The organism is Colwellia piezophila ATCC BAA-637, from assembly GCF_000378625.1.
Lineage (GTDB): Bacteria > Pseudomonadota > Gammaproteobacteria > Enterobacterales > Alteromonadaceae > Colwellia > Colwellia piezophila.
In genome coordinates, this window is record NZ_KB905160.1 from 379,787 (window position 1) to 399,817 (window position 20,031).

Annotated in this window: 15 protein-coding genes; 12 read left to right on the top strand and 3 right to left on the bottom strand. The window is 39.5% G+C overall.

Annotated elements, in window-relative coordinates; translation table 11 throughout:
- The first annotated feature begins 639 nt into the window (after nucleotides 1–639).
- Together zipA and ligA are read left to right on the top strand one after the other, a co-directional pair.
- Nucleotides 640–1,809: a cell division protein ZipA gene (zipA, locus tag F580_RS0101805; RefSeq protein ID WP_019025986.1), complete on the top strand. Its 1,170-nt coding sequence runs from the start codon at nucleotides 640–642 to the stop codon at nucleotides 1,807–1,809.
- Between the two features lie 178 nt (nucleotides 1,810–1,987).
- Entirely contained in the window at nucleotides 1,988–4,057 is a 2,070-nt protein-coding gene (ligA, locus tag F580_RS0101810; RefSeq protein WP_019025987.1) for an NAD-dependent DNA ligase LigA, read from the top strand.
- Nucleotides 4,058–4,321: 264 nt separating this feature from the next.
- Here the strand turns inward: ligA and F580_RS0101815 are convergent, their stop codons facing one another.
- Nucleotides 4,322–5,653 carry a Na+/H+ antiporter NhaC family protein gene (locus F580_RS0101815; protein WP_019025988.1) on the bottom strand — a complete coding sequence of 444 codons (1,332 nt, stop codon included), beginning with the start codon at nucleotides 5,651–5,653 and terminating at the stop codon, nucleotides 4,322–4,324.
- 190 nt (nucleotides 5,654–5,843) lie between these two features.
- Nucleotides 5,844–7,064, bottom strand: a complete 1,221-nt coding sequence (locus tag F580_RS0101820; RefSeq protein ID WP_019025989.1) for an EAL and HDOD domain-containing protein — start codon at nucleotides 7,062–7,064, stop codon at nucleotides 5,844–5,846.
- A 260-nt stretch (nucleotides 7,065–7,324) separates the two neighbouring features.
- Between F580_RS0101820 and putP the strand changes: the two genes are divergently transcribed.
- From putP to F580_RS0101865, 9 genes are all read left to right on the top strand, one after another.
- The gene (putP, locus tag F580_RS0101825) at nucleotides 7,325–8,812 is read left to right on the top strand and encodes a sodium/proline symporter PutP (protein ID WP_019025990.1); all 1,488 of its coding nucleotides are present in this window, start codon (nucleotides 7,325–7,327) and stop codon (nucleotides 8,810–8,812) included.
- A 421-nt stretch (nucleotides 8,813–9,233) separates the two neighbouring features.
- Nucleotides 9,234–9,845, top strand: a complete 612-nt coding sequence (gene bamJ / locus F580_RS0101830; protein ID WP_019025991.1) for a BamJ family beta-barrel-assembly machinery protein — start codon at nucleotides 9,234–9,236, stop codon at nucleotides 9,843–9,845.
- Nucleotides 9,846–10,071: 226 nt separating this feature from the next.
- Nucleotides 10,072–10,491, top strand: coding sequence for a hypothetical protein (locus tag F580_RS0101835; protein WP_019025992.1), 420 nt, complete (start codon nucleotides 10,072–10,074; stop codon nucleotides 10,489–10,491).
- A gap of 91 nt (nucleotides 10,492–10,582) precedes the next feature.
- Entirely contained in the window at nucleotides 10,583–11,389 is an 807-nt protein-coding gene (gene dapB / locus F580_RS0101840) for a 4-hydroxy-tetrahydrodipicolinate reductase (protein ID WP_019025993.1), read from the top strand.
- Between the two features lie 279 nt (nucleotides 11,390–11,668).
- Nucleotides 11,669–12,835, top strand: coding sequence for a glutamine-hydrolyzing carbamoyl-phosphate synthase small subunit (gene carA / locus F580_RS0101845; RefSeq protein ID WP_019025994.1), 1,167 nt, complete (start codon nucleotides 11,669–11,671; stop codon nucleotides 12,833–12,835).
- Between the two features lie 32 nt (nucleotides 12,836–12,867).
- Nucleotides 12,868–16,083 (top strand): carbamoyl-phosphate synthase large subunit, encoded by a 3,216-nt coding sequence (gene carB / locus F580_RS0101850; RefSeq protein WP_019025995.1) that lies wholly within the window; start codon nucleotides 12,868–12,870, stop codon nucleotides 16,081–16,083.
- A gap of 106 nt (nucleotides 16,084–16,189) precedes the next feature.
- Nucleotides 16,190–16,666: a transcription elongation factor GreA gene (gene greA / locus F580_RS0101855; protein WP_019025996.1), complete on the top strand. Its 477-nt coding sequence runs from the start codon at nucleotides 16,190–16,192 to the stop codon at nucleotides 16,664–16,666.
- A 456-nt stretch (nucleotides 16,667–17,122) separates the two neighbouring features.
- On the top strand, nucleotides 17,123–17,968 hold the full coding sequence (locus F580_RS0101860) for an SPFH domain-containing protein (protein WP_019025997.1): 846 nt from the start codon (nucleotides 17,123–17,125) through the stop codon (nucleotides 17,966–17,968).
- A gap of 186 nt (nucleotides 17,969–18,154) precedes the next feature.
- Nucleotides 18,155–18,373: a type II toxin-antitoxin system antitoxin gene (locus F580_RS0101865; protein ID WP_019025998.1), complete on the top strand. Its 219-nt coding sequence runs from the start codon at nucleotides 18,155–18,157 to the stop codon at nucleotides 18,371–18,373.
- Nucleotides 18,374–18,530: 157 nt separating this feature from the next.
- Here the strand turns inward: F580_RS0101865 and yhbY are convergent, their stop codons facing one another.
- Nucleotides 18,531–18,827 (bottom strand): ribosome assembly RNA-binding protein YhbY, encoded by a 297-nt coding sequence (gene yhbY, locus F580_RS0101870; RefSeq protein ID WP_019025999.1) that lies wholly within the window; start codon nucleotides 18,825–18,827, stop codon nucleotides 18,531–18,533.
- A gap of 517 nt (nucleotides 18,828–19,344) precedes the next feature.
- Here yhbY and rlmE point away from each other — a divergent pair.
- Complete coding sequence (rlmE, locus tag F580_RS0101875; protein WP_019026000.1) at nucleotides 19,345–19,995, top strand: 23S rRNA (uridine(2552)-2'-O)-methyltransferase RlmE; 651 nt, start codon at nucleotides 19,345–19,347, stop codon at nucleotides 19,993–19,995.
- Nucleotides 19,996–20,031 lie beyond the last annotated feature (36 nt).

Here is a 20,031-nt window from a genome sequence, read left to right on the forward strand (position 1 = left end):
AAAAGTATTCCTAAGTAACTGATAATTTTGGTGTGAGTATATACCCATTACCATCCAAAATGCAGGGTTTTAGTGTGAGTTTAACTGACTTTAGGCAAGAGAAATAACGTAGGCATAGTCATGCTATGGTTTGATCATTTAACGCTGGATAAAATGATTTTAAACCCATCGAAGAAGTGCTTGAGCAACATCACGTCATCGTTGCTTTGATTTATCATCTTGCTCTATGGATATTGACTATTAGATAATACCGACGGTACAGGAAGTATCTTATTAGATAATGCAGACGTCACATGGATGTGATTTATTAGATAATGCAGACGTCACATGGATGTGATTTATTAGATAATGCAGACGTCACATGGATGTGATTTATTAGATAATGCAGGAGCACATTATCCTGAGCACATTATCCTGAACATGTTCGTCTGAAAAACCATTATTTCAGCACCGCGCCTTGAATTGAAATGGTTCAAGTACAGTGAACATGCAGCTTGATTGGTCCGGCTATAATAGCTTATTTGATGATTTTACAACATTAACTTGTTACAAAGTCCGGTAACTTCTGGTAAAGTTTCCTGTTAATATATCGCGAGAATATTCGCATGAAAAACAGTAAGAGAGTAAGTAGGCTCGAAAATGGAAGATAACTTCAGAAACGTCTTAATTATACTTAGTGCCATTGTCATTACCGCAATATTTGTTCATGGCTTATGGACAATAAGAAAACAGAAAAACCCTTACAAGCTAAAAACGTCACAAGGTAGAATTGATCCGATAACACGAGATTTTGACCAAAAAGGTTTCGATCAGGATGGTGTAGGGCATGTAAAGGTAAAGTTCAGCGAATCAAGTGACCAGGAAAACCTTGACCAAGAGCTTGTTGCTGAGCCAATTTCTACCACGGGTGTGCAAAAAACCGATGCGATTTCTCCTCATCAAACAGTAATGAAAGATGATGCTTTAAGCGATCTTACTGAGCAGCGAGCGGAAGTCAAACCTGAAAAAGATGACAATAATTCAGCTCAGCCGTTAGATAGTGGCATTGAAAGTGACTGGTTCAAAGACGACACCAGAGAAAGTAACCAAGCTCAATTTACTAAAGGTGAATTAGGTGATGAGTTAACCGCTTCAAATAGAGCGGTTCAACAGACTAAAAAGTCTACTGAGCCTAAAGTTCCCGTTCATATAGAGCCTTTATATGAACAACCGGTTACCCAAGCTAAACCTGCGCGTACCCCAATCAGTAGAGTCAATAAAACATCCTCGAAAACGTCGTTAAAGCGTGACCAAATGGAGATTGACTTTGAGCATCAGCAAACTAAGCAAGCTACTGTTCAAGCCACAGAGCCAAAGAAAGTACCAGGTAAAATAGAGACCCAGGTCATCATCTTATCTGTGGTTATGCCGGTTAATCAACAAATGTTTGGCGCGGCGTTATTGCCGAGTTTACTGACTTTAGGGCTAAAATATGGCGAAATGAATATATTTCACCGCCATGAGGACAATGCCGGTAATGGTAAAGTAACCTTCAGTTTAGCGAACATCATGAACCCAGGTTCATTTGATTTAGATACCATGGAGAGTTTTGCTACTCGCGGGGTAAGCTTATTTATGACCTTGCCAAATGCAGGCGACTCTTTTTATGTCTTTGAACAAATGCTGAATGCGGCCAAGCAACTGGCTCAAGAGTTTAATGCGCAAGTTCTTGATGATAAACGTAACGTTATGACCAAACAAACCGAACAACACTACTTAAATAAGATAAGAGAGTTTGATCGTATGAACCGGATTTCTCTGGTGGAGTAACCGCTTACTTTGCTTGGTTACCATCATAATTTTTACATATTATAACGGGCTTTTGCCCGTTTTTATTTTCTTTATAACTCGTTTTATACGGTATATCCCCCCTTTATCTGTGTCGCTTCTTAAGTGACAACCTAAAGGTAAGACTCAACGAATACTATCAACCTTAGTGAATTACTTTATGTCAAATGCACAAGAGAAAATTAGCCAACTACAACAGCAAATCAATCAATATAATCATGAATACTATGTCTTAGACCAACCGAGTGTCCCCGATGCAGAATATGATCGATTGATGACCGCATTAATCGACTTAGAAACAGCGAATCCAACGCTTAAAACTATAGATTCACCAAGCCAAAAAGTGGGAGGCCAGGCATTAAAGTCATTTACTCAAGTCACTCATCAGTTGCCAATGCTTTCACTTGATAATGTATTTTCCCTTGAAGATTTTCACAGTTTTGTAAAGCGAGTTAAAGATAGGTTGAACAGCAATGAACCCATAGTATTTTGTGCTGAGCCTAAGCTCGACGGGTTAGCGGTAAGCTTACGTTACGAACAAGGTCAGTTAGTCCAAGCGGCAACGCGCGGCGATGGTAGTGTGGGAGAGAACATAACAACCAATATTCGTACCATAAAATCGATTCCGCTTAAGCTAATGGGGACTCCTGGCAAAGACTTCCCTGAGATCGTGGAGGTACGTGGTGAAGTATTTATGCCTAAAGCCAGTTTTGATGCCTTAAATGTACTCGCTAAAAAGCGCGGTGAAAAAGGTTTTGCCAACCCTCGAAATGCCGCGGCGGGAAGTTTACGACAACTTGACTCTAAAATTACCGCTAAGCGTAACTTGGCTTTTTATGCTTATAGCTTGGGTTTTGTTGGTGAGTCAGCTAGCCAAGGCGCTGAAAGCACTGACTTAACCCATGAGTTTTTTGCTAACTCTCATCATGAAAGGCTTTGCCAGCTTAAAAACCTGGGCTTACCTATGTGTCCAGAAGTACGTTTACTCGAAAATGAAGGTGCAGGTGATGCCTTCTATCAAGGTATTTTGGATAAGCGCAGCGCTTTGAGTTATGAAATTGATGGCACAGTGTTTAAAGTGGATAATATTGTACTGCAAAAACGTTTGGGCTTTGTCGCACGCGCTCCTCGTTGGGCAATCGCTTATAAATTCCCCGCAGAAGAAGAGTTAACTTGCGTAGAAGACGTTGAGTTTCAAGTTGGACGTACCGGTGCGATTACTCCTGTGGCACGATTAAAGCCAATTTTTGTTGGTGGTGTAACGGTTTCTAATGCCACTTTGCACAACCAAGATGAAATTAATCGTTTAGGACTGATGGTGAATGACACCGTAGTTATACGCCGCGCAGGAGATGTGATCCCACAAATTGTCAGCGTAGTTGTTGGTAAACGTCCTGATAACGCTCGAGATATTATCTTTCCAACCACTTGTCCGGTCTGTGACTCTGCGGTTGTTAAACTTGAAGGTGAAGCGATACTTAGATGTACCGCAGGGCTGTTTTGTGCCGCGCAGCGAAAAGAGGCGATTAAACATTTTTCTTCACGAAAAGCGCACGACGTAGACGGTTTAGGCGATAAGCTTGTTGAGCAACTCGTCGATGAAGAATTGATTAATACGCCTGTGGACTTGTTCAAGCTAACCGAAATTCAGGTCAGTATGATGGAACGTATGGGTAAGAAGTCGGCGACCAATTTAATTGCTGGCCTTGAAGCAGCTAAAACAACCACCTTGGCTAAATTTATTTATGGTTTAGGTATACGTGAAGTAGGTGAAGCAACCGCGGCTAACTTAGCGAATCACTTTTATACTTTGGCGGCTATTGAAAGTGCATCACTTGAAGCATTAAAAAATGTTTCTGATGTAGGAGAAATTGTCGCGAAAAACATTGTCAATTTTTTCAAGGAAGAGCATAACCTAACCGTTGTTTCCGGTTTAAGTGCGGTAATGAATTGGCCGACTATTGAAATAAAATCAGCCGAAGACTTACCCCTTGCTGAACAGATCTTTGTTTTAACAGGCACATTAACTCAAATGGGTAGAGCTGAAGCGAAAACTGCGCTGCAATCTTTGGGGGCAAAAGTGGCAGGTAGTGTTTCGAAGAATACAGATTTTGTCGTGGCCGGAGATAAAGCCGGTTCTAAACTTACTAAAGCACAGGATTTAGGTATATCAGTGCTTACAGAAGACGGTTTAGTGGCTTTACTTGCCGAACATGGCGTAACTATCTAATAAAAAACTAATACCAGTTTCATTAAGTTTGTGATCTTGTTGTGTATAGGAAAAATAAATCAGGGCAAGGCGCTCGATTGACCAATAGCTGGCTATTGGGATTAAGAGTAACGCGGACATGGCGTATTTTAACCAGCACAAGTGAGCATTAATTTAATGAAATTGGTATAAGCATCATCAGTGCTTACTGAATTGCAGATAAAATAAAGGCGTTAATGGCTTAGTTCATTAACGCCTTTTTATTTGTCTTAATGAGCAAAGCGGTTATTTAGTTTTGCTGGTTAAGCGCCAAAAAGCAAAACCGGCGACAAAAAATAGCACCATAGGGTAAAAAGCATGACTTGCTACGGCCAGTGGCGATATTTGTAACGTTGCGCCAAGTAATAACGCCTGAGCGCCATAGGGTAATATACCTTGGTTAATACAGGCAAAAACATCGAGCAAGCTGGCAGACTCAGCAGGGGATAGGCCACCATCGGTAGCAAGATTTTTAGCTGTATCGCCGGTCACTATAATGGATACTGTGTTGTTAGCAGTGAAGAAGTTACAGACAAAGGCAAGTCCAGCGATACCAAAGCCGGCAGCACGCCTATTGTTATTTGGACTGATTTTTCTGGCCAGGTTTTCGATCACTCGTGTTAAGGCTGATAAACCACCTTGTTGACGAACCAACTCACTTAAGCCACCAATAAACAACGATAATATAAAGATATCTTGCATGCTAGAAAAGCCAGCTGTGATATCTTTTAGCCAAGCAGATAATTGATAGCCATTACTTAACATACCAATGGCAGCCGCTAGCACTATGCCTAATGTTAGTACCACAAAAACATTCACGCCCATCAAGGCTAAAACAAGTATCACCACGTAAGGTATCAAGCCTACTACCGCAGAATCACTGGTTATTTGGTGGCTAACCTCTGAGCCTAATAGGGTGAATATCACTAGACAAATAAGGGCGGCGGGCACAGCAAACTTAAAGTTAACGCGAAATTTATCTTTCATGTGTGCGCCTTGACTGCGCGTTGAGGCGATAGTGGTGTCTGAGATAATTGACAAGTTATCACCAAAAATGGCACCAGAAACTAAACAACCCGCGACTAAAGCGGCATCTAAATTCGCTGATTCAACAAAGCCAAGCGCAACAGGTGCTATGGCGGCAATGGTGCCCATTGAGGTTCCCATTGCGGTAGATAAGAAAGCGGCGACTAGAAATAATCCTGGTAATAATAAGTAATCTGGAAATATGGCTAAGCCAAGTTGTACGCTAGCATCTACACTGCCGGTTGCTTTGGCCACTACAGCAAAGGCACCTGCGAGTAGGTAAATAATACACATGGTGGTTATATTCGAGTTGCCTGCCCCCGTTATAAATTGCGCTATCTGTTTTTCGACAGAACTTTTGGAGAGAAATTTCCCCAGGATTATTGAGGCAATAATAGCCGGGATAATAGCAATACTTGCGGGTAGTTGGTAAAAAGCAAAATCAACACCCTGAAGTGTTAAAATTATACCCGTACCAAGAAAAAGCCCTAAAAATATGGCAAAAGGCAGTAGGGCAAATAAGTTTTCTTGCGGGGCTGTTTTATCAGTCATCGTAGAGCTACATAAAATAAAAGGTATGCTGCATTATAAAAGCAAAAATCCCCTTGTCAATATAGATGTTTAGATGGCTAAATATCAGTAAGGTTAAACGGGCAATAAAAAAGGTCAACATTTTATAGTTGACCTTATTAGACTATGAAGTAGACAGAATTTTACTCGCTAAATATTGCTTGCGGTATTGTTAAGCAGTAGCTTGTGTTTGTTCATCTGCCCAGGCAACAGCCTGATTATAATGTTCAACCACTTTATCTTTATCAAGTTTTAATTTTTTCATTACCAAGGTGGTTTTATCCCAGTCAGCTTGTTCGATAAGTTCAACTAACTTAATCAAAGCAGCCATAACACCTTTTTTAGTGAGCAGGGGGTCTTTAATCTCTCGAGATAGCGGTAGCTTTTCTAAAATATTGGCCATACTTTCATCTAATATAGCGTCAATCATTGACAATAAACCGGTTAAAAAAGCTATTGACATATCAAGTTGCGAGGGAATATCTTTGGCGACTAATTCACAAAACTTAGCTCTAGTCATCGCTAGATTAATTAGTTCTGATGGTTTATCTGGGTTTGCTGTTATTGCAAACATCAAACCAATAAAGCGTTTTAATTCACCCGAGCCTAAGATTACCAAGGCTTGCTTAATAGTTGATATTTCATTGCGGCGCTTGAAAATAGCGGAGTTGGCATAACGTAGCAGTTTATAAGACAAGGAAACATCACGTTCAAATACACTAGTGATACTGTTTAAATCGAGTTCAGTTTTAGAGGTTTCATAAAGTAACTCTGCCATCACTAGTTGTGAAGGTGATAAGTTTCTAGTCTTTATCATCTCGGGCTTAGCAAAGAAGTAGCCTTGAAAGTAATCAAAGCCGAATTCCAGCATTTGATTGTATTCTTCATAAGTTTCGACTTTTTCAGCTAGCATTTTGATATGAGGGTAGTCTTTAATCGCGCTAAGGACTTCTTTAATCTCAGCAATACTACTTTTTTGAATATCGATCTTAATGATTTTAATAAAAGGATAAAAATGCGCCCAAACACTTTGATGTTCATAATCATCTAGGGCCAGGGTATAACCTTTGTGGTGTAAGTCTTTGCACAGAGATAATAACTTCTTACCTGGCTTCACCGTTTCAAGAATTTCAACGACCAACTCGTCGGGGGTGAGCATTTCGGGATAGCCCTTACTTAACGTTTCAAGAGTAAAATTGATAAAGGCTGGTTTGCTGCCAGTGAATTCACTGATACCCATATTAAATTGGCTAGCTTCAACCATTTTACTGGTAGCTTCATCGCCATCTATATCAGGAAAGACATTGTCTATGCTGTCACGAAAAAGTAATTCATAAGCAAAAAGTTTTTTACTTTTATCTAAAATAGGTTGTCTTGCAGCGTAAAAATTCATAGAGATAGTTAACTAGCTTAGTTTCCAAAGATTAATTACTATTAAATATATGGTATAGCGGTTTTTTTTGCATTGTTTTTTTGAATTTGTTTACTGTTTATCGGTTATTTGCATTGTTATTTATTTGTTAATAACCTCAGTGGTTTACATAAGTAATACTTTGGGGCTACATAGACTTACTTGGCTAAGGTTTATTTATCGCGCCATTTTTGCTAGTTTAGCGACTTATTGATTAACAATTTTATATACAGGTAATTACTTTGGCTTTAGGTACTTTAATTTCGTTAGCACTTTATTTTATCGTCATGCTCTTAATTGGGCTATACGCTTATAGAAAATCAACCAGTGATGTTGCTGGTTATATGTTAGGTGGTCGTAGTTTATCGCCTAGCGTTGCGGCACTCTCAGCGGGTGCCTCTGATATGAGTGGTTGGATGTTAATGGGCTTACCCGGCGCTATGTATATAAGTGGCATCAGTAGTATTTGGATTGCTATTGGCTTAGTTATCGGTGCCTTTCTTAATTACTTAGTGGTGGCGCCTCGCTTAAGAACTTATACCGAGATAGCGAATGACTCGATAACGCTACCTGATTTCTTTGAAAATAGATTTAATGATAAATCACGCTTATTAAGAATTGTGTCATCGCTAGTTATTGTGGTGTTTTTCACCTTATATACCTCAAGTGGTATAGTTGCCGGTGGTAAGTTATTTGAAAGTTCTTTTGGTTTGAATTATGAGATTGGTCTGTATGTTACTGCCGGTGTAGTGGTTGCTTATACCTTATTCGGCGGCTTTTTAGCGGTCAGCTTAACTGACTTCGTGCAGGGCTGTATTATGTTTATTGCTTTAGTCTTAGTGCCAATTGTTGCGATAAGTGAAGTAGGCGGCATCGCTGAAATGCAAACGACTATTGAAACAATAAACCCGGAATTATTAAATATCTTTAGCGGTGTTAGTGCTATAGGCATTATTTCAGCCATGGCTTGGGGACTAGGTTATTTTGGTCAACCCCATATTATTGTGCGTTTTATGGCAATTCGTGATGTTAAAGATATGCCAACCGCTCGCCGTATAGGAATGAGTTGGATGATAGTGTCAATTATTGGCGCTATGGCGACAGGTTTTGCAGGTATCGCTTACGTGGCTAAAACAGGCCTGAAGTTAGATGATGCCGAAACTATTTTTATCGTACTATCGCAATTACTGTTTAGCCCATTAATCGCCGGTTTTTTACTTGCTGCCATTTTAGCGGCAATCATGAGTACTATCTCTTCTCAATTATTGGTGACGTCTAGCTCGCTTACTGGCGACTTTTATCAAGCCTTTTTACACCGCGATGCGAGTGAAAAACGTTTAGTCTTAGTGGGCCGAATTTCAGTATTTCTGGTTGCCTTAGTCGCTATTTATTTAGCCTACGATCGTGATAGCAGTATTTTAAGCCTAGTCAGTAATGCTTGGGCAGGTTTTGGCGCTGCATTTGGACCAGTTGTTATTGGTTGCTTGTATTGGAAAGGTATGACGCGAAATGGCGCTTTAGCGGGTATCATAGGTGGTGCGGTTACTGTGCTTATCTGGATATATGCACCTATCACTATTAATGGCCAGTCTTTAAGTGCATGGATGTATGAGATAGTCCCTGGCTTTATTGTTTGTTCATTAGCTATTTATATCGTTAGTAAACTATCGCCTCCAGTTGAAGAGAGCATCTGTACTAAGTTTGATGAAATGTTAACCCATCATAAATAATCAATATTTGTTAAGCTAGTATTGAATGTTAGCAGCGAGTGACGTCAAGTTACTCGCTTTTTTTTGCAGTGCTTGGCAGCAGAGACGGTTTAGGTATTTATAAAAGCAAGCGCAATCAAATCCCTCACCTTCGGGTGTTTAATTCGAAGGGCTATGCTATTAAGTCATCTTGATTGCCAGCCAGAGCCGTCGGTAATGATGAATGACCATCATTTATTATAAACGCGAAAACATGAACTGCCATTATATTATTACTGCGGATTTACTGAGGTTTTGGCTAATTTCAAGTTGTTCGTATTAGAGCTTTTATGCTAGAATCGCGCTAATTTTAAACCTTCGATTAATTTGCTTTGCTTTACTTTAAGGTTAACCAAATATTAATCAATTAAAAGACTATGTATAGTCTGGAGTTTATATACCAATGAGTTTTGATACTACTGAACAACGTGTTAGCTATGGCGTAGGTCGTCAATTAGGTGACCAACTTCGCAACAACCCTTTTAAAGATTTTGATATCACTGCTGTACAAGCAGGTATCGCTGATGCATTAGCTGAAGCTGATAGTAAGGTTTCGGATGAAGATCTAAACGAAGCTTTTTCTGTAGTTTCTAAAAAAATACAAGAGCAAGAGCAAGCCGTTGCTAAAGAAGCTTCTGCTGAAGGCGAAAAATTCTTAGCTGATAACGCTAAGCGTGATGAAGTAACAGTTACTGAGTCTGGTTTACAATACGAAGTATTAGTAACAGGTGAAGGCGAAAAGCCATCAGCAGATAGCACAGTATCTGTTCACTATCATGGTACGTTTACTAACGGTGAAGTTTTTGATAGTTCTGTTGACCGTGGTCAACCGGCTGAGTTCCCGGTAAAAGGCGTTATTGCTGGTTGGACTGAAGCATTACAACTAATGACTGAAGGTTCAAAGTGGAAGTTAACTATCCCTTATGACCTAGCTTATGGAGAGCGTGGCTCTCAAGGTGCTATCCCAGCTTATGCTACGTTAGTATTTGAAGTTGAATTATTAAGCATCAAGTAATTAGCAAACAATAATGATTAAGCCCTCGATGAGGGCTTTTTTTTAAGCAAAAAATAATTATATTAACGTCATGGATGAGTCATATCATTCAGCATGAATAAATGCTCAATGTTTGCGTTGATAAAATTGACAAGCGCAAGGCGCTTGATTGAGTAATAGTTAACTATTGCGATTGAAAGCAACGCAGTTTTTGTTAATTTTAACCAGTAAGGGGGAGTAAGTTTTTATGCAGATTGATATCAGATTGCAACAGCTATTTAAACACTATCAAAATGCATTTTTACAATGTGATCTTGAAGCCGTAAACCGTTGTTATCACTTACCATGCACACTAAATACACCTGATAAAATAGTACTGCTGACAAATCCAGCGGATTGCCAGCAAGAATTTGGTGCTATTTTTACTCAACTCAAAGAGGCAAAGACCAGTAATATCATTGCTAAGAAAGCATCTTTTGAGCAGGTGAGTAAACAGGTCTATTTAGTGTGTATAGATTGGGATTTCATCGATGGTCAGGGACAAGTGTTCGCTGATTTTGCTGCTATTTATCATGTCTTAGACAATGAGGGCATACTGAAAATAATTAATGTTGTTTCTCATGATCTTGATAGCTCTTTATCCTTAGCCGTGCCACTTTTTTGGTGATATCGCTTAGCAGCAATACCTAGTTTTATATAATCGAATTTACATATATCGGCGGTTTTCCGCGATTACCTTAATAACAATAGAGAATAATATGAAAGTAAAAGTAGCTATTTTAGGTTGTAGTGGTCGTATGGGCCGTAATTTAATTCAGGCAGCCCATGAACATGCCAGTATTGAGTTGATTGGTGGTAGCGTCCGTACTAGTTCCTCTTTTGTCGATTTTGATTTAGGCGAGTTGGCGGGCATTGGCGCTATAGGTATTAAAACATCAACCGAGTTATCGCAACTGTCTGCTGCCGATGTTTTCATTGATTTTACTGCGATAGAAACGAGCCTAGAAAACCTTACTTGGTGTAACGAAAACAAAAAGTCTTTAGTTATCGGTACTACCGGTTTTTCTGATGAGCAAGTACAAGTTATTGAACAAGCGGGTAAAACCATGCCAGTGATTTTAGCGCCTAATACATCAGTTGGCGTTAATTTAATGTTTAAGCTGTTACAAATTACCGCAAAAGCAATTGGCGACTATACTGATATTGAAATTTTTGAGGCACATCATAGATTCAAGAAAGATGCGCCATCGGGCACAGCGGTAAAAATGGGGCAAGTGATTGCTGACACCCTGGGCCGAGATTTAAATAAAGTGGCTGTTTATGGTCGTGAAGGTATTACCGGTGAAAGGAAAAGAGAAACTATTGGTTTTGCCACTGTGAGAGCAGGGGACATTGTTGGTGAACATACCGCAATTTTTGCCGATTTAGGTGAACGTCTTGAAATTACTCATAAAGCCAGCTCTCGTATGACATTTGCATTAGGCGCTATGCGTGCTGCATTTTGGCTAAATGATGCTGAAGCCGGCTATTATGATATGCAAGATGTATTGGGTTTAAAAGATTAAAATTAATACCTAAGTCTTGGTTAAGTTTCACAAGAGATAACTAGTCTTTTTGGCCATTTGGTCAGGAAATGATACGGAAGACTAGAAAAACTATGTTTTTACATTTTATTAGTAGACGAATTCACTGCACAAGCGTAAAATAAGTGGATTTTGTCAAAAATTTAGCTGAAAAGTGGTTTTTGATATCTTTTTTTGTACGGGAACTACAGTAAAAAGCAATTGCACAGAGCCGTTGCTGTTATATACGCGTTTACGTTTATTTCTTCTTTGGAGGTTACATTGGCTACATCTGCTATTTTAGTGCTTGAAGACGGCACTGTTTTTAAAGGCATCGCAATTGGTGCACAAGGTTCGGCTGTTGGTGAGGTGGTTTTTAACACCTCAATGACAGGTTATCAGGAAATCCTTACCGATCCATCATATGCAGAGCAAATTATTACCCTGACTTACCCACATATAGGTAATACCGGTACTAATAGCGAAGATAAAGAGTCTGATAGCATTGTTGCTAAAGGCCTGGTTATTCGCGACTTGCCTTTACTTGCAAGTAACTTTCGAAATGAACAGAATTTAAGTGATTATTTAATTGCTCATAATATCTTAGGTATCGCTGAAATCGATACCCGTAAATTAACGCGTATTTTACGTGAAAAAGGTGCTCAAAATGGCTGTATTTTAACACTTGATGATGTTAATGATGACAGTCAACAAGCAGCAGCACTTATCCAAGCTAAAGCATTCCCAGGTCTTAAAGGCATGGATTTAGCTAAAGTAGTTTCTACTAAAGAACAATATGAGTGGACTGACGGTAGTTGGTCGCTTACTGGCGGTAAAGACGGCGGCACAGGTTTTACTAAACCAGAAAAATTTGAATTTCATGTTGTCGCTTACGATTTTGGCGCGAAAAGAAATATCTTACGTATGTTAGTTGACCGTGGTTGTAAATTAACTGTGGTACCAGCTCAAACACCTGCCAGCGAAGTACTTGCCATGAACCCAGATGGTATCTTCTTATCTAATGGTCCTGGTGATCCAGAGCCATGTGATTATGCTATCACAGCCATTAAAGAATTCTTAACAACAGATATCCCAGTATTTGGTATTTGTTTAGGTCACCAATTGCTTGGTTTAGCCAGTGGCGCTAAAACAGTTAAAATGAAGTTCGGTCATCACGGTGCTAACCACCCAGTGAAAGACTTCGCTCGCGACGTGGTGATGATCACTTCACAAAATCACGGTTTTGCTGTTGATGAAGAAACTCTACCAAGTAACTTAACCGTTACCCATAAATCATTATTTGATGATTCATTACAAGGTATTCATCGCACAGACAAACCAGCGTTTAGCTTCCAAGGTCACCCAGAAGCAAGCCCAGGCCCAACTGATGCCGCGCCGTTATTTGATCACTTTATTGACTTGATCAACATTTATAAAAACGCTAAATAATTCAGCCTAGAGAAAGATAAGAGAGAAAAGAAATGGGAAAACGTACTGATATAAAAAGTATCTTGATCTTAGGGGCTGGACCAATTGTTATTGGCCAAGCCTGTGAGTTTGATTACTCTGGCGCGCAAGCATGTAAAGCATTACGTGAAGAAGGTTATCGAGTTATTTTAGTTAACTCTAACCCAGCAACGATAATGACTGACCCAGATATGGCCGATGCGACTTACATCGAACCAATTCATTGGGAAGTAGTCCGTAAAATTATTGAAAAAGAACGTCCTTGTGCGCTTTTACCAACAATGGGCGGTCAAACCGCATTAAACTGTGCTTTAGAGCTTGAAGCTAAAGGCGTTTTAAAAGAGTTTAATGTTGAAATGATCGGTGCAACAGCCGATGCCATTGATAAAGCAGAAAACCGTAGTCGTTTTGATAAAGCGATGAAGTCGATTGGTTTAGACACACCACGTGCGGAAATTGTGCATACCATTGCTGAAGCACATGCGGCAGTCAAACATTTAGGTTTTCCTTGTATCATACGCCCGTCATTCACCATGGGTGGCTCAGGTGGCGGTATTGCTTATAATACCGAAGAATTTGAAGAAATATGTACGCGCGGATTAGACCTTTCACCAACCACTGAATTATTGATTGATGAATCTTTGATTGGTTGGAAAGAGTATGAAATGGAAGTAGTTCGCGACAAAAATGATAACTGTATCATTATTTGTTCGATTGAAAACTTCGACCCTATGGGCATTCATACGGGTGATTCAATCACCGTTGCTCCAGCGCAAACCTTGACCGATAAAGAATATCAAATCATGCGTAATGCCTCTTTGGCAGTATTGCGTGAAATTGGTGTGGAAACAGGTGGTTCAAACGTACAATTTGGTATCTGTCCAGATACGGGTCGTATGGTTATCATTGAAATGAACCCACGCGTTTCTCGTTCATCGGCATTAGCCTCTAAAGCAACAGGTTTCCCTATTGCTAAAATCGCAGCTAAGCTTGCGGTAGGTTACACCTTAGATGAGTTAACCAATGATATTACCGGTGGTAAAACACCGGCATCATTTGAGCCGACTATCGATTACGTGGTAACTAAGATCCCACGTTTTAACTTTGAAAAATTTGCCGGTTCACAAGATAGACTAACCACGCAAATGAAATCGGTTGGTGAAGTGATGGCTATTGGCCGTAACCAACAAGAATCAATGCAAAAAGCCTTACGCGGCTTAGAAGTTGGCGTAAATGGTTTTGATTCAATTGTTGATGTTACCCAGCCGGGTGCTAAAACTAAAATCATGCACGAATTGCAAGAAGCAGGCGCCGACCGTATTTGGTATATAGGTGATGCTTTCCGTTTAGGTTTAACGGTAGATGAAGTCTTTAATTTAACTAAGGTTGACCGTTGGTTCCTAGTACAAATTGAAGACATCATCTTAGAAGAAGCTAAAGTTGCTGATGGCGGCTTAACTATTTTAACAGATGAATACATACGCAAACTTAAGCGTAAAGGTTTTGCCGATTCTCGTCTAGCTGACCTGATTGGTGTTTCTGAAGCGGAAGTACGTAAGAAACGTCACGCGGCAAATATCTACCCAGTATACAAACGTGTTGATACCTGTGCGGCTGAGTTTAGCTCTGATACTGCTTACATGTACTCAACCTATGATGAAGAGTGTGAAGCCAAACCAACCAATAATAAAAAAATCATGATCTTAGGTGGCGGCCCTAACCGTATCGGCCAAGGCATTGAGTTTGATTACTGTTGTGTTCATGCCGCATTAGCACTTCGTGAAGACGGTTATGAAACCATCATGGTTAACTGTAACCCTGAAACAGTTTCTACCGATTACGATACTTCAGATAGACTATATTTCGAATCAATTACCTTTGAAGATGTACTTGAAATCGTGCGCATTGAAAAACCAGTTGGCGTTATCGTGCAATATGGTGGTCAAACACCACTTAAATTGGCTCGTTCACTTGAAGCTGCAGGTGTACCTATTATTGGTACTTCACCAGATGCTATTGACAGAGCAGAAGACAGAGAGCGTTTCCAACAAGCGGTTGACCGTTTAGGTTTATTACAACCTGAAAATGCCACCGTGACTTCAGTGGATGAAGCCATGGCGAAAGCGGAAGGTATTGGCTTCCCATTAGTAGTACGTCCGTCGTATGTACTAGGTGGCCGTGCGATGGAAATCGTTTATGACTTAGAAGATTTACGACGTTATATGACGGAAGCGGTAAGTGTTTCTAATGATGCGCCAATATTACTTGATCGCTTCCTTGATGATGCGATTGAAGTTGATATTGACTTGATTTGTGACGGCACTGACGTAGTCATTGGCGCAATCATGCAACATATTGAACAAGCGGGCGTTCATTCAGGTGATAGTGCCTGTTCATTGCCTGCCTATAGTTTAAGCCAAGAAATTCAAGATGTAATGCGTGAGCAAGTCACCGCTTTAGCTTTTGAGTTAGGTGTTGTTGGTTTAATGAATACACAAATGGCAGTTAAAGACGGCAAGGTTTACTTAATTGAAGTTAACCCACGTGCGGCTCGTACCGTTCCTTTTGTCTCTAAAGCAACTGCTGTACCGCTAGCTAAAATTGGCGCACGGGTAATGGCGGGTAAAACCTTAAAAGAGTTAGGGGTTACCAAAGAAGTCATTCCACCGTATTACTCGGTAAAAGAAGTGGTCATTCCTTTTGACAAGTTCCATGGCAGTGATCCTCTTGTTGGCCCAGAAATGCGCTCAACCGGTGAAGTGATGGGCGTTGGTGATACCTTTGAAGAGGCTTATGCTAAGGCTAGTTTAGGTGCAGGTGTTAGTGTACCTAAATCAGGTCGAGCGTTAATTTCTGTGCGTGATAGTGATAAAAAACGTGTATTAGAATTAGCTAAAATTATGGTAGATTTAGGTTATGATTTAGATGCCACCCACGGCACCGAAATTATTTTACGTGAAGCTGGCGTGCCTGTTCGTCGTGTTAATAAAGTGCATGAAGGACGTCCACATATTCTTGATAGAATTAAGAACAGTGAATACAGTTATATCATTAATACTACCGAAGGCCGTAAAGCCATCGAAGATTCCAAAGTATTACGTGGTGGAGCCTTGCGTTATAAAGTGGCTTATACCACCACATTGAACGCGGCTTTTGCTACTTGTATGTCACATGCAGCTGATGACAGAAATAAAGTTACCTCTATTCAAGAGTTACACAAAAGGCTCTAAATAGTTTTTTACAGAATAAGCTTAACGCTTATCTAAAACTTTTTTAAAGGTGGTTATCTCCTATTTATGGATTAACCACCTTTATCATTAGAATGAGAAGATAATAATGATTAAATATCCAATGACCCTTCGTGGTGCTGAGCTTTTACAAGAAGAGCTTAGAATATTAAAAACAGAGAAACGCCCTCGTATTGTCAAAGATATCGCTACAGCGCGTGAACATGGCGATTTAAAAGAAAATGCCGAATATCATGCAGCCAAAGAAGAGCAGGGTTTTTGTGAAGGTCGTATTCAAGACATTGAAGGCCGATTATGTAATGCCCAAGTGATTGATGTAACGTCAATTCCAAACCACGGCAAAGTTATATTTGGTACTACAGTGACATTATTGAATATTGATACTGAAGTTGAAGTGACTTACCAAATTGTTGGTGATGATGAAGCCGACATTAAAACCGGAAGAATTTCAGTTAGTTCACCTATTGCCCGTGGTTTAATTGGCAAAGAAGTTGATAGTGAAATTGAAATCAAAATACCGGGTGGCGTAGTAGAGTATGAAATTATTGCTGTCGAGTATATCTAACCTGATCTCTGGATAAGCAATATTACACAACAAAGCTACTTTAACCGCTATCAGCGTTATTTCTACTACCAATAGCTAGCTATTGGGTACGTAAAAATGCCTTGTTAACGACTCAACTATCGTCATTGTGTATAACTTGTAGTTTACTATTTAAATTTCATAGTGTTATAACATTCATTATCCAGAACTCAGGTTATCTAATACCAATGCATTTGCTATAAAAACGCTATTGTAAGCAGTAGTTGTAGAGTTTTCTTCAGCATCTATTGCAATCAGATTTAGCTAAAGGCCACAAACATCCAGTTTGCGGCCTTTTTTGTGCTTGGTCATTAAAGGCCTTCATCGGATTGTCTTCATAAAGGTATTACTTGCAAATAACGTATTACTCTTGTACTGTTTATGAAATTAAAGTGATATCAAAGTGATATCACTTGTTGCTTTTAGAAGGAATGTCGAATGAATGAAAAAGTAGGTTTTTCAGTGAGTGGCTATGGTGTTTTTTTTATCTTGCTTGCGGCAGCAGCTTTTATTGTTAGCCAAGCAGCGGTCGGTAATATTGAACTTATGACCGTGTTGGTTTTTATACTGACAATTGCCGCCATGCCCGGGTTTTTTATGGTGCAACCAAATCAAGCGAAAGTAATGACTTTCTTTGGTAGTTATGTCGGCACAGTTAAGGCGGGCGGTTTACGCTGGACTATTCCATTATTTATGCGCAAGGGTATTTCATTAAGGATTCGTAACTTTGAATCCAATCAAATGAAAGTGAATGATAACCATGGTAATCCGATTGAAATTGCCACTGTGGTTGTTTGGTCGGTAGATGATACTGCGGAAGCAGTCTTTGAAGTGGATGATTATATCAGCTTTGTTAATATTCAAAGTGAATCGGCTTTACGTAATATGGCGACTAGTTACCCTTATGATCAACATGAAGGTGATGACATTGCTCTACGTAGCCACCCTCAAGAAGTATCAGAAGCTTTAAAAGTGGAAATACAGGACCGATTAGGGAAAGCAGGCGTAATCGTTCATGAAGCCCGTATTAGTCATCTAGCTTATGCACCTGAAATTGCCAATGCCATGTTACAAAGACAGCAAGCTTCAGCAATTATTGCTGCTCGAAGACTTATCGTTGATGGCGCAGTCGGTATGGTTGAAATGGCACTTAAACAATTGTCAGAGAAGGGTATTGTTGAATTAGATGAAGAGCGTAAAGCTGCTATGGTCAGTAATTTACTGGTGGTTTTGTGTAGTGATAAAAGTACGCAACCGGTAGTGAATACCGGTAGTCTGTATTAAAATATAATCTTGAATTTTTATCACTCCTGAAGGTTACTAACTAGAACTATCAGTTACCGTCACCCTGAGGTTTTTAATCGGGAGCTATCAGCTATCGTCACTCCCGTGATGTATTAGTCGGGAGTTCAGTAAATTTGGCTCTAGTTTTGTTTACTTTTTTTATTTCGTTAAATTTTGGAGGTAGCAGTGGCTGCTAAAAAAAGCTTCCCACTTAGAATAAATCCTGATGTTTTGGCGGCAATGCAGCGTTGGTCAGATGATGAACTGCGCAGCGTTAATGCTCAAATTGAATATGTATTAAGGAAAGCCTTGGTTGATTCAGGGCGAGTTAAATTGACCCAAAAAGTTGTCACTTCTCTGGTCGAAGGTGAAGGGCAGGGCAATAATACCAATCGGACTAATTAATCCGTTTGGTATAAACCTGATGCGACAGAAAAATAATCACTTGGGTCAATGAATTAATATATTTGTTACAAACAAAAAATGACAGCCATGGCTGTCATTTTTATTACGAGTTAATTCGTTAACTCTTAAGCTTTAGCTGGCAAAGCTAAAAGTAAAATTAGCTCTTAGGGATTCTAATTTTCTTTTCTTCACTTTCACGGTAAATAACTAATGTTTTACCAATCACTTGTACTTGAGTCGACTTCGTTTCACGACAAATAGCTTCAACGATCAACGCTTTAGTCTCTTTATCTTCTGTTGGAATTTTTACTTTGATTAGCTCATGATGATTTAATGCATAATCAATCTCTGCTACAACCGCTTCTGTTAAGCCATTATTACCCAATAAAACAATGGGTTTAAGAGAGTGTGCGACACCTCTAAGGTGTTGAATTTGTTTTTTGTTTAAGCTCATTACTAAATTTCGTTATCTGTTGCCTTGAATTGCCGACATTTTACCCTTATCTAGAGACTAATACCAAGTCTATTAAGTTTTTTCCTGCTCAGCGAGAATTAAAAGGCTTAGAGGCAAGGTATTGATTGATGAGAATGGTTATTCAGGAGAATAAGCTCAGGATAATATGCTCAGGAGAATGTTGCATCCTGCATTCTCTAATAAGTGGCATCCATGCCACGTCTGCATTATCTAATAAGAGACTTCCTGTACCATCTGCATTCTCTAATAAGCTCCATCCATGTAGCGTCCTTGTCAAAATCAATAAAGTAGCATGTAAATCTTTTACTTTTTTGTAAGGTAAAGCCCCTTCGGGAGTTTGTCAGGTAAGTGATAATTGCACAATTTGGTTCAGGTTTAGAATAACTAGACCAGCAAAAAAAATATTTATTCTAACTTCCCTGACATAACTCTGAGTAGGGAATAAATTTATTAGAATTGGTATGATACTAACAGTTAAGCTATTTATGAGAAAAGAATGAATACGAGTAATAAAAAGCCGGTAAATAAAAAGCATAAAGCAAGTAGTCAGCGTTGGTTAGACGAACACTTTCAAGATGAATACGTGAAAAAAGCACAACGCTTAGGCTTGCGTTCACGGGCAGTCTTCAAACTAGAAGAAATCAATATTAAAGATAAATTGATTAAACCTGGTATGAAAGTGGTTGATTTGGGTGCAGCGCCAGGTAGTTGGTCTGAATACGCAGTGAAGGTGGTCGGTGATAAAGGCCAAGTTATCGCTTGTGATATTTTGCCGATGGACGCCATTGCCGGTGTTGATTTTCTTGAAGGCGATTTTCGTGAAGAAGAAGTTCTCGAGACCTTATTAAATCGGATTAATGGTAAAAACATTGATGTTGTTATGTCTGACATGGCGGCTAATATGACAGGTAATGAAAGTGCTGATTCAGCACGTAGTATGTATCTAGTAGAATTAGCGCTAGATATGTGCAGCGAAGTATTAAAATCAAATGGTGCTTTTGTTGTTAAAGTTTTCCAAGGTGCAGGGTTTGAAGATTACATGAAAGCGACCCGTGCAGTGTTTAAGACAGTTAAAACCCGTAAACCTGAATCATCAAGAGCACGCTCACGAGAAGTTTACCTTGTGGGAACTGGTTACAAGGGCTAAATAAATACAACAAATTGTTATTGTGGCTAAGCTTAT